7 protein-coding genes are annotated in these 10,684 nt (G+C 68.8%); 1 reads left to right on the forward strand and 6 read right to left on the reverse strand.

Annotated features, from left to right (window positions below; genetic code table 11):
* Window positions 1-2: 2 nt before the first annotated feature.
* The 5 genes from ACZ5V4_RS02205 to ACZ5V4_RS02225 all read right to left on the reverse strand — a co-directional run bounded on the left by ACZ5V4_RS02205 (window position 3) and on the right by ACZ5V4_RS02225 (window position 7,747).
* Window positions 3-4,805, reverse strand: coding sequence for an ABC transporter permease (locus ACZ5V4_RS02205; protein ID WP_464316545.1), 4,803 nt, complete (start codon window positions 4,803-4,805; stop codon window positions 3-5).
* A gap of 1 nt (window position 4,806) precedes the next feature.
* A complete protein-coding gene (locus tag ACZ5V4_RS02210; RefSeq protein ID WP_464316546.1) occupies window positions 4,807-5,547 on the reverse strand; it encodes an ABC transporter ATP-binding protein in 741 nt (246 codons plus the stop codon).
* A gap of 3 nt (window positions 5,548-5,550) precedes the next feature.
* The gene (locus ACZ5V4_RS02215) at window positions 5,551-6,264 is read right to left on the reverse strand and encodes an ABC transporter permease (protein ID WP_464316547.1); all 714 of its coding nucleotides are present in this window, start codon (window positions 6,262-6,264) and stop codon (window positions 5,551-5,553) included.
* Between the two features lie 101 nt (window positions 6,265-6,365).
* Complete coding sequence (locus ACZ5V4_RS02220) at window positions 6,366-6,884, reverse strand: hypothetical protein (RefSeq protein ID WP_464316548.1); 519 nt, start codon at window positions 6,882-6,884, stop codon at window positions 6,366-6,368.
* Window positions 6,872-7,747, reverse strand: coding sequence for a pseudouridine synthase (locus tag ACZ5V4_RS02225; protein WP_464316549.1), 876 nt, complete (start codon window positions 7,745-7,747; stop codon window positions 6,872-6,874). The genes ACZ5V4_RS02220 and ACZ5V4_RS02225 overlap by 13 nt, the downstream gene beginning before the upstream one ends.
* Before the next feature lie 52 nt (window positions 7,748-7,799).
* Here ACZ5V4_RS02225 and ACZ5V4_RS02230 point away from each other — a divergent pair, with 52 nt between their 5' ends.
* Window positions 7,800-10,175, forward strand: a complete 2,376-nt coding sequence (locus ACZ5V4_RS02230) for an AsmA family protein (RefSeq protein WP_464316550.1) — start codon at window positions 7,800-7,802, stop codon at window positions 10,173-10,175.
* A gap of 144 nt (window positions 10,176-10,319) precedes the next feature.
* Here ACZ5V4_RS02230 and ACZ5V4_RS02235 read toward each other — a convergent pair whose 3' ends face one another.
* Window positions 10,320-10,649: a hypothetical protein gene (locus ACZ5V4_RS02235; protein ID WP_464316551.1), complete on the reverse strand. Its 330-nt coding sequence runs from the start codon at window positions 10,647-10,649 to the stop codon at window positions 10,320-10,322.
* Between the last annotated feature and the right edge of the window lie 35 nt (window positions 10,650-10,684).

The following is a 10,684-nucleotide window of genomic DNA, read 5'->3' on the forward strand; positions in this document are numbered from 1 at the left end:
GCTCAGCCCCGCCCCTGCGCTTCGGGGTTTTTCAGGCTCACGTCCACGCTCTTCTCGTAGGAGGTCCGCCGTTCTTCGTCCAGGGAGCGCCAGATGAGCATCTGCTTGCGCAGGTCGTCCAGAAAGCCCTTGTTCAGCCGCTTCCACATGCCCGCCTCGCCCGCCTCCCGCGTGAGCTCCACCTCGATCTCCAGGTAGCCCGGGTGCCACATGGCCGGGGAGAAGGTGATGGTCACGTGCTGGTTGATGCCGAAGTCGAAGGGCGCGAGCCAGACCCGGGCCATGATGCGCAGGCAGGAGTCCAGCGTGCAGAACTCGCCGTGCAGCTCGGCCGGGTGCGGCCCGGCCCCCGGGTTCTTCCAGGGGCAGACGAAGTCCTGGCGCACCTCGGCCGTGGAAAACAGCCCGTGCGACACGTCGTGGTGCGCCTTGTAGTACTCGAGCAAAAATCCGCCCGCGCAGTCCTGCTCGCGGATGTGCATGAGGAAGGGCAGCGTGGCCTTGATGGTGTTGTCCACGGGCTCGGGCAGCGTCCAGGAGCGGTTCACGTCCGGGATGGCTATGTTGGCCGCCACGCGCGAGGGGTAGATCACCGAGAGGAGCACCACCAGGATCACCAGCACCATGGCCGCCACGCCCGAGAGCGAGCTGTAGTTGGCGGTCATGCCCTTCCAGAGGAACGTCCCGGAGAGAAGCCCGGCCGCGCTCTGGGCCACCAGGTAGCCCAGCACCGCCGAGAGCACGGCGAACGCCAGGGACTCCGCGATGAAAAGAAACGACACGTGCGTGGGGGCCAGGCCCACGGCCGTGTACACGGCGATCTCGCGCTTTCTCTCGTAGACCGCGCCGATCATGGTGTTCAGCACGATGAGCATGGCGATGGCCAGGGGGATGACGATGTTGGGCACGCCCGCGTAGTTGATGGTGTCCGAGGAGTGGAACACGAAGGTTCCGGTGGGCAGCCCGGCGTACACGGTGAGGCCGAAACGGTCGGCCAGCTTGCCCGCCAGGTCCTGCGCGCCCCCGGCGGACACGGCCACGCTCTTCAGCTGGCCGCCCATGCTCATGACAGACTCGTAGGGCAGCACGATCACCTGGTCGCCGTGCACGTGCTGGTAGCGGCCCTGGTAGGTGACCACGTCCTCGCCCGACTCCACGGCGTCCTTCTCCGTCTCGGTGACCTCCACGGCGGTCTCGCTGGGGAAGGTCACGGGGGTCATGATCTCGCCGTCCAGGTCCGTGAAGGATTCCATGGCCTTGCCCGAGAAGACGCCCGCCACTTCGTAGGACTCTCCCCAGAGCATGACCCTCCCGCCCGGGGCCGCCCCAAGGCGCTCGGCCAGGCCGTCCGGCAAGAGCACGCCGCGGCGCTCGCCCGGCGTGAACCAGCGCCCCTTGACCAGGATGCGGTCCATGCGCGTGACCCCCGCCTCGTTGGCGGAGAGCCCGAGCACGCCCTGCACGGTCTCGTGGCCCCGCGGCCCCATGACCTGAGTGACGAAGGGGCTCACGCGGTCGCGCGCCTCGATCACGGCCCGGGGCGCGGCTTTGCCCTGCCCGGCCTGGTCGGAGATGACGTTCTCGGCCTCCACCGGGATGGTCTTCCAGCCCAGGCTTTTCAGCATCACGCCCTGGTAGGGGCTCTCGGGCGAGAAGCGCACGGCGTGGTCCACGCGCGCGCTGCGCACCGAGGTGAAGCTCATGATGGTGAAGGTGAGGATCACCAGCGTGGCCACGGTGAGCGAGGTCCTGACCTTGCGCCTGCGCAGGTTGGTCACGCCGATGGCGAAGGAGGCCATGAAGGCCTTGAGCTTGCCTATCTCGGCGGTCTTCACGTGCTTGGAGCGCCGTTGCAGCTCCTGCATCTCCTGCTCGAAGCGCATGATGATGATGAGCGCCACCAGCGCGGCCAGCCCCAGGATGAAGAAGGCCAGGATGACCACCATGGGGCTGTAGGTCAGCTTGAAGGCCGGGTGCACGTTGTAGATGATGGCGATGACCGTGGCCAGGATGCCCAAAAAGCCCATGATGCGCTTGTGGATGTCCGTGAAGGCGAAGACCAGGCGCTCCATGCAGTAGGCGAAGGGGATGAACAGCGCGATGTAGAAGAGCACGCCGATGAGCACGTCCTTCTGGGTCTTCTCCACGTCGTTGTAGACGCGCGAGGCGAAGGCCCAGGAGGACCGGGCGCTGGAGACGGCCTCGTCGTAGCGCTTGGCCTGCCTGAGCTCGTAAGCCTTCTTCAGGAGCGACGTGCCGTCGGTTTGCATCTCGCGGATGCGCTCGTTGAAGATGCCGTGGTCCTCGAGGTTTCTTATGCGCGGGGCGAGCAGGTCCCACATGTCCTCGGCGGCGTGCAGCTCGGTCCAGGACAGAAGCGGCCACTTGTCCACGGGGTAGCCCGTGCCCCCGGGCTTCTCCGGCGTGGAGTCCAGGAGGATCATCTTGCGCGCCAGCACCGTGTCGGAGAGGATCAGCTTGTAGGTGGCGCCCGGCTCCATGAACAGGCTCAGGGCCGTGGAGTCCAGGGTGTCGAGCCTGGAGAACCAGTAGCGCATGGGCTCGGCCTCGCGCCTGCCGTCGAGCACCTCGATCTTCGTGAAATAGCGGAAGGTCCTGGGGTCGAAGGCGGAGAACAGCGTGCTCTGGCTGCACGAGAACATCACCACGTCCGTTTCGGAGACGAGCCTGCGCAGGCGCACGCGGTAGGCGTCCTTGCCGGTCTGCTTCTTGTCCACGGCCCAGACCGCCTCGCCGGTCTCCGGGGAGAGGCGGAAGGCCTCGATCACGGCCTTGTCCAGCACGTGCTTGCTGTCGGCCAGGCCCTGCACCCGAAACGACCCGTCGGAGCCGGTCATGGCCATGAAGCGGCTCTCGCCCTGGAAGACGAGCGACACGGTGCCGGGCGCGACCCTGTCCGGGAAGAGCTCGCCCTGGCGGATGAACTTGGCCCGGCCCTTGAGGGTGGCGAAGCCGTTGCGCGGCAGGCTCTCGGGCATGGCGAGGCCCGAATCCGCCAGCGAGGAGACGAGCCCCGTGACCAGGGCGGCCTGCCTGGCCAGGTTGGCCCGGTCCACGCGCTCCGGCGTGTCCGAGGGCGTGCCCCAGAGGGGCCGGCCGTCGTTGACCGTGGCCAGGGTCAGGCCCAGGAGCCCGGACAAGGCGCTCACCTCGCCGCCGAGCGCCGGGTTGTCCACGAAGTAGCTGCGCCAGGGCCGGGTGCGGTCGGCGCGCAGGCCGTTGACGAAGCGCACGCCGTCCTTGGGGTATCCGAGCTTCTCGGCGCTCGACGCCAAAAAGCTCGAAACCGCCGAATACGGCTGCACGCGGCTGATCTCGGGCTTGAGCGTGTAGAGCCAGCCGTCGTTGAAGGCCCCCACTCCGTCGCCGTGGCTGGAGAGGTGCAGGGACACGGCGGCCATGACCTCGGCCTCGCCCGTGAGCTGGCGCAAGTCGCGGATTCCGTCCAGGGCCGCCAGCTGGCGCGAGGCGTCGGCCTCGGCCTCCTCGCCGGAGGCGCGCACCAGGGGCAGGAGCTCGCGCACAAGCGAGTCCTCCACCGGGGTGAGCCCGGCGAAACCGCCGCGCCAGCCGAGGCTCCGCAGAAGCGCGCGCCTGGCCGTGAGCGAGGCCAGCTCCGGGTTGGAGGCCGCGTCCGCGCCCTCCAGGCGCAGGCGCATCAGGCGCGAGGTGACGCGGTCCACCTCGTCCTTGAGGGCCGTGTCCAGGGCCTGGGCCAGGGCCGGGTCGTTCAGGGAGAACCCGGGCTTGCCCAGGACCTCGATCACCTGGGCGGCGTTCTTGGCCGTGGCGGCCAGGTCCCTGCGCTCGGTGCGCAGGTCCTTGCCCTTGACGCGAAACGCGCCCAGCATCTCGCGCCATCCGGCCAGGGACTGGTCGTGGCCCGCGGTGGCCGCCAGGAGCACCGAGCGTTTGGGCTTCTTGGCCGTGAAGGCGTTCGCCATCTCCACCAGCGCGGCCATTGAGGAAGCCTCGTCCGCGCCCGGGGAGCGCCCGGCCACGTAGGCCTTGCTGTCGTAGAAGGCCTCCACCACCACGAGCTGCTTGGAGAGCGCGGGGTCGGAGCCCTCGATGAACAGGTAGACGTTCTCGGCCAGGTGCGGCTTCCAGGCCGAGCGCGATACGAGCCTGGCGGGCTTGCCCGTGAGCCCGGCCAGCCCGCCGTTCAGCGCGGCCGGGTCGGCCCAGAAGCGGGGAAAGGCCATGGGCGTGAGCTCGAACTTGTCCTCGAACACGCCCTTGCCCGAGGGCTCGCCGCCCTTGTGGCGGTCGAGGTAGATCACGGCCCGGGCCCCGAGCAGGGCCGCGTTCATCCAGTTCTTGCCCGAGTCCAGGTCCATGAGCACGATGGCCCCGGCCACGTCCTTGCCGTTGAAATCCGAGAGTTCGCCCGGCCCGGCGTCGATGAGCGCGCCCTCCAGGCCCGCTGCCGCGGCCGGGGCGAGGGCGTTCAGGTCGGCCTGGTGCAGGGGAAAGCGCCTGCCGTCCACCTCCAGCGAGCACTCGCCGTTGGCTTTCACCGGCGTCTGGAAGGGCTGGCGCCCTGCCGTGCCCGAGCCCAGGGAGGAGAACCAGGCGTGGATGATCCCGGCCGCCCGGGCCGCGCCCGGGGAGCCGGTGGAGCGGTCGCCGAGGGAGGCCAGCACGCCCACGGGGTCGCGCCCGAAGGCCTCCACCTGGGCCGGATCGAGCCTGGGCGCGGGAGCGCCCTTCTTCGCCAGGCACGGCTGCGCGCACGCCAGGAGCGCGCACAGCGCGTAGAGCACGGCGAAGAAGCGGCTCACATCAATACTCCTTGGCCCCGATGCCGCCCAGGGTGATGCGCAGCTGGTCGCGCTCCTCGACCTTGTCGATGCGCCCGTCGCGGATCCAGACCACGCGGTCGGAGACGTTCAGCATCTTGTAGTCGTGGGTGGCGGAGATGATGGTCACGCCCCTGTCCCTGCTCAGGCTCTTGAGGAGCGCGATGATCTCCTCGCCGGTGTTCAGGTCCAGGTTGCCGGTGGGCTCGTCGGCCAGGAGGATGGCCGGGTCGTTGGCCAGGGAGCGGGCGATGGCCACGCGCTGCTGCTGGCCGCCGGAGAGCTCCATGGGCCGGTGGCCGTGGCGCTCGCGCAGGCCCACGAGCCCCAGGAGCTCCAGGCCCTTGCGCGCGGCCTCGTCCTCGGGCACGCCCGCGAAGATCATGGGCAGGGTGACGTTCTCCAGGGCGGTCATCACCTGGATGAGGTTGAAGGTCTGGAAGATGTAGCCGATCTTGCGGTTTCTGAGCCAGGCCAGCTCGTAGGCGTCCAGCTGGGCGATGTCCACCTCGTCGATGAACACCTTGCCCGTGGTGGGCTTGTCGAGCCCGCCTATCATGTTGAAGAGCGTGGACTTGCCCGAGCCCGAAGGGCCCATGATCGAGAGGTACTCGCCCGAGCGGATGGAGAGGTCCACGCCCTTCAAGGCCTGGACCGTGAGCTTGCCCAGCTCGAAGGACTTGGTGACTCCCGAGACGCGGACGATGTTGTGCTTTTCGGACATGCGTCATTCCTCGGCGCGCATGGCGACGACCGGAGGCATCCGGGAGGCCACCAGCGCCGGATAGGATACTCCGGCCAGGCTGAGCAGAAAACCCACGAGCACGGCCAGCCCGACGCTCGCGGCCGCGCCGGAAAGGCTCAGGTTGGCGAGCGCTGGCGCGCCGAAGCGCGCGAGGCCCATGAGCACCCCCGCCCCCGCGCCGATCACGGCCCCGGCCAGGGCGCCCGCCACGCCCTGCATCCCGGCCTCGAGCAGGAAAAGCCGCAGGACGAAGCTGTCCAGCGCGCCCAGGCACTTCATGGTGCCGATCTCGCGGAAGCGCTCGGTGACCGCCATGAGCTGCGCGTTCACGATGCCCACGGTGCACACCAGCAGCGACAGGATGACGATCCAGCGGTCCTTGGCGCTGGCCGCCACCTCGTAGGTGCCCGGGTAGCGGCCCGGGGCCAGGTCGAACCCGGCCTTGACCAGCTCCGACTGCAGGGCCGGGTCGCCCGAGGCCAGAAGCCCCATGGCCACGTCGTGCCCCAGCAGGATGAAGGCCAGGAAGGCCACGGCCAGCACGAGGCTCATGACCGTGATGAGCGAGCGGAAAAAGCGCACCTTCAGGCTCTTGAGGCTGATCTCCAGGGACTTGCCCATGGGGAGCACCACCTGCCTGGAAAGGGATTCTCCCGAGGGCTGGAAAGGGTGCTGGGACTGCTCTTTGCTGCTCATGTGGTTTCGGGTCGGATGTGCATGGTATTCCGATCAATTGGGTCTAGCCTAGTTCCCCCGAAATGGAAAGGCCCGATGCGGCCGCCCGCCCGCCAGCCAACTCACTCGGGCACGCTCTCCCCGGCCAGGCCGCGCAGGTTCTTCCAGGTGTCCTCGTCGAGCTGGCGCACCGTGTCCGCGTGCTCGCGGTACTGGGCCTCCAGGCTCGCGCGCGCGGCCGGGTCCGTGGCGCGGCGAGAGGCCACCAGCGCGGTGAGGGCCATGCTCTCGTGGATCTTGGCCAGGCGGTAGTTGCGCTCCTTCTCCGGGTAGCGGCCCTGGTTGGCCTCGAACACCTGGAGGGCCTTGGCGTTGTCGGCCTGGGCCGCCTCGTTGTCGCGCAGCACCAGCTGCACGGCGTTCCTGGTCAGGTAGGACTGGTAGTCGTCCGGGGCCTCTGCCACCAGCTGGTCCGCCTCCACCAGCGCGGCCTTGGGCCTGCCCGAGTCCAGGTATCCGAGCACCGCGTCCTGCCTGGGGGAAGGCTTTTGCGAGCCCGCCCCGGAAGACGAGAAAAGCGAGCAGCCCGCCAGGGCGGCCGTCAGGGCCAGGGCGGCCAGGGTATGGATCAGTCCGCGCACGGGTTCTCCTTTGCTAAAAGTTCAACTTCGACTTTAAATTCTTCCCAGTCCGGGAGCGCGGCCGCGCAGAACCCGGGCATTTCGCAGCGCCAGTGGTGCAGCCTGAGCCCGCCCGCGTCCGTCCAGCCCCCGTAGAGCGCGTCCCCCAGTATGGGGTGGCCCGCGCGGGCCAGGTGCGCGCGTATCTGATGGCGCGCGCCCTTGGCGATGAGCGCCTCCACCAGGGTGAGTCCGCCATCCGAGGCCAGGGGCCTCGCGGCCGTGACCCGCAGGGGGTCGGCGGCCGGGCCGTCCAGCACGCGCGTGCGCGCCCTGTCCGCCGTGTCCAGGGCCCAGCGAAGCTCGACCGGGGCCGAAAGCACGCCTTGGACCACGGCCAGGTAGCGCTTGTCCACCCTGCCCTCGTCCTCCAGGCGCTTGAAGCGCGCCCTGGCCGCCTCTGTGGCTGCGGCCAGCACGATGCCCGAGGTGTCGCGGTCCAGGCGGTTCACCAGAAGGTATCCGCCTTCGGGCAGAAGCCCGCCGAGCTGCGCCTCCAGGCTCGCGCCCCCGCCGCCGGCGAGGCTCGCGGTGTTCAGCCCCGCGGGCTTGCACAGGGCGGCGAAGTCCCCGGCCTTCTTCAGGAGGACCGCCCGAAGCGCGCCCTGCCCTTCTTCAATACCCGCATCCCCAAGGACGCGGACCGCCTGCCCGGCCCCGAGCCTGTGCGAGGCCCGCGCCGGGCGGCCCTGCACGAGCACTCGCCCGGCCTCGATCATCCGCCTGGCCGCGCGCAGGCCCAGGCCCGAAGCCCCGGCCAGGAACCGGTCCAGGCGTTCGCCCGCGCAAGACTCGTCCACATCGAATCCGTTTTCGTTTGTCATGGCTCTGCCGACGGTCTATAGGAGAAAGCGAACCTTTCCAAGGAGCGATAGCATGAACAGAACCTTGAAACTGGCGCTCATCGGCGCGGGGATCGCCGCGGCCATCCTGGCCGGGCTCCTCGTGCTCGGCGCGAGCCTGGACCCGGGCATGTTCAAAGGCCAGATCTCCAAGGCCGTCAAGGACACCACCGGGCTCGAAGTCTCCTTCGACGGCCCCATCGAGGTTTCCTGGTTTCCGTCGCTGGGCGTCAGCCTGAGCGGCGTGACCGTGAAATCCCCCCCTGCCTCGGGCGGGGGCGTGCTCGCCAAGCTCGGCAAGGCCGTGGTTTCGGTGAAGCTCATGCCGCTCGTCTCCGGCAAGGTGGAGACCGGGGCCATCCTGGTGGACGCGCTCGAGCTCAACGTGGTGCGCGACGTTGAGGGCAGGCTCAACGTGCCCATGCCTCCGGTGAAGGAGGTGACCATCGAGGGCGAGAAGGTGGTCGTGGTCACCGAGAACAACGAACGCTACGCCATCGACTACCAGATCGAGGGCGTCACCGTGTCCAAGTCCCGCTTCAGCTTCGACGACCGCATGACCAGGAACATGGCCGTGCTTTCCGACTTCGGGCTTTCCTCGGGCAAGGTGGTGCGCGGCGAGCCGTTCAAGGTTTCCGTGGGCTTCGGCTACTCCCTGGCCTCCCCCGAGGTCACGGGCCGCTTCGACCTCACGGGCCAGGGCAAGGCCGTGCTGGAGGCCATGCAGTTCGCCTTCGAGAACGCCACGGTGAAGACCACCGGGTCGGGCAAGGGCCTGCCGGTGAAGGAGTTCCAGGCCCAGTACACGGGCGGGCTGAAGGTGGACGTGAACAAGAAGGTCTTCTCGGGCGAGAAGCTCGCCTTCTCGGCCACGGGCAAGGGCGGCGTGCTGCCGGACGCCGGGGCCGGGTTCAACCTGGCCCTGGACGCCAAGGCGGACCTGACCGCCGGAACCGCCGACGTCACAGGGCTTTCGCTCGACGTCATGGGCTTCGTGCTCTCGGGCGAGGTCCACGCCAAGGGGCTGAACGCCTCGCCCACGGTCCAGGCCGCCATGGCCACCAACGAGTTCAACCCGCGCCAGGTGCTGGAGCGCTTCGGCGTGACCATCCAGGAGTCCGGCCCGGCCCGGGCTTCCTTCACCGCCGAGGCGGACATGGGCAAGGGCACGGCGGACGTGAAGGACGTGAAGATCCGCGCCCTGGGCCTGGACATCGCAAGCGAGGTCCACGCCACGGAGATCTCCGGCGATCCAAAGGTGCGCGGTTCGGTGGCCGTGGCGGAATTCAACCCGCGCAAGCTCATGGCCGCGCTGGGCCAGCCCCTGCCCGCCATGGCGGACCCGGCCGCGCTGACGCGCTTCAGCCTGGCCTACTCCTTCGAGGGCCAGGGCGACACCTTCTCCATGCGCACCACCGGCTTCAAGCTCGACGACACGAACATGACGCTCACGGCCAGCGTGCGCAAGGGCCCCAAGCCCAAGGTGGACTTCGCCTTCAAGGCCGACGCCCTGAACGCCGACCGCTACATGCCCAAGGACGGCGAGGCCAAGGCCGCGCCGGCCAAGAAGGAAGCAGGCAAGCCCGTGGACGTGCCCGCCGACGTGACCGGCACCGTGGAGGTCGGCAGCCTCACCGCGTCCAAGCTGCACATGCAGAACGTCGCGGCCAGGATAGCGATCAAGGACAACGTCCTGGACGTGAACCCGGCCACGGTGTCGCTCTACCAGGGTTCGGTGAAGGCCACGGCGCGCACGGACGTGCGCGGCGGACCGACCGCGCCGCTTGCGCTCACGGTCAACGCCGACGGCATCCAGGTGGAGCCCCTCTTGCGCGACATGACCGGCAAGGCGCGCCTTTCCGGCAGGGCCACCTTCAACGCCTCGCTCAACGCCAGGGGCCAGGAGGCCAAGCAGGTGCTCTCCACGCTCTCGGGCAGGGCCAATTTCGCGCTCAGAAACGGCGCGCTTCTCGGCATGAACCTCTCGCCGGACCTGCTCTCGGCCCCGCAGAACATCCTCAAGACCGACAGCGGGCCGTCGCGCACCGTGCTGGAGGCGGTCAGCGGCAGCTACGTGATCTCCAACGGAGTGGCCCAGGGCAACGACCTCATCGTCTCGGCCCCGCCGCACAAGATCACGGGCCAGGGCTCCATCAACCTGCCCGCCGAGACCCTGGACTACAGGCTCGTGGTCACCTTCGCCAAGCTGACCCCCATCCCGGTGCACGTGTCGGGCAAGCTCGACTCCCCGAGCTTCACGCCGGACCCGGCGGCGCTGGCGGGCGCGCTGGCCAAGGGCGTGATCGAGAACATCCCCAAGAACCCGCAGGAGCTCTTGAAGCCCGAGAACCTGGGCAAGGGCGCGCTGGACGCGCTGGGCGGCGTGCTCGGCGGCGGCAAGAAGAAGTAGCCCGCAAACAGGGCGTGAACGTGGAAGGGCCGCCTCCGGAAACGGAGGCGGCCCTTTTCAGTCGTGGCGGGGAAGCGCGTGACCTCCCCAGGGAACTGTCGATATGCCGTCGTTTTCACGAGCCGCCCGTGCGGCCGTTCCAGCTCAGTGGCAGGTGTGCGGCTTGACCGTCCACTGCTCGCCCGGAACCCGCACCAGGTGGAGCTCCTCGCCGGAATCGGCGCAGAGCACCAAGTCCATGGACCCGTCCACCCAGTAGGCGCTGAGGTGTTCCCCGGCCGTGCCCTCGGGCAGGTGCCCGAGCACGGCGAAGGTCATGTGCCTCAACGCCTTGACCACGTTCTCGGACATGAAGAGGTCGTCGAAATCCACCTCGTTCAGGGTCGTCTCGCCGATCCCCAGGCTGCGCGCTATGCGGCCGGGCAGGTCTCCCGGAACCTTGACAGGAGCCGTGGCATGGTGATGGCTGTGCATGATCCGCCTCCTTGCGTCTTCTTGAAACACGATTG

This window comes from Fundidesulfovibrio sp. YSD1 (genome assembly GCF_055397115.1).

Coding starts and splice junctions, on each gene's coding strand:
- ACZ5V4_RS02230 (WP_464316550.1), top strand. CDS start 7,800: ATGAACAGAACCTTGAAACTGGCGCTCATCGGCGCGGGGATCGCCGCG.
- ACZ5V4_RS02225 (WP_464316549.1), bottom strand. CDS start 7,747: ATGACAAACGAAAACGGATTCGATGTGGACGAGTCTTGCGCGGGCGAA.
- ACZ5V4_RS02235 (WP_464316551.1), bottom strand. CDS start 10,649: ATGCACAGCCATCACCATGCCACGGCTCCTGTCAAGGTTCCGGGAGAC.
- ACZ5V4_RS02215 (WP_464316547.1), bottom strand. CDS start 6,264: ATGAGCAGCAAAGAGCAGTCCCAGCACCCTTTCCAGCCCTCGGGAGAA.
- ACZ5V4_RS02210 (WP_464316546.1), bottom strand. CDS start 5,547: ATGTCCGAAAAGCACAACATCGTCCGCGTCTCGGGAGTCACCAAGTCC.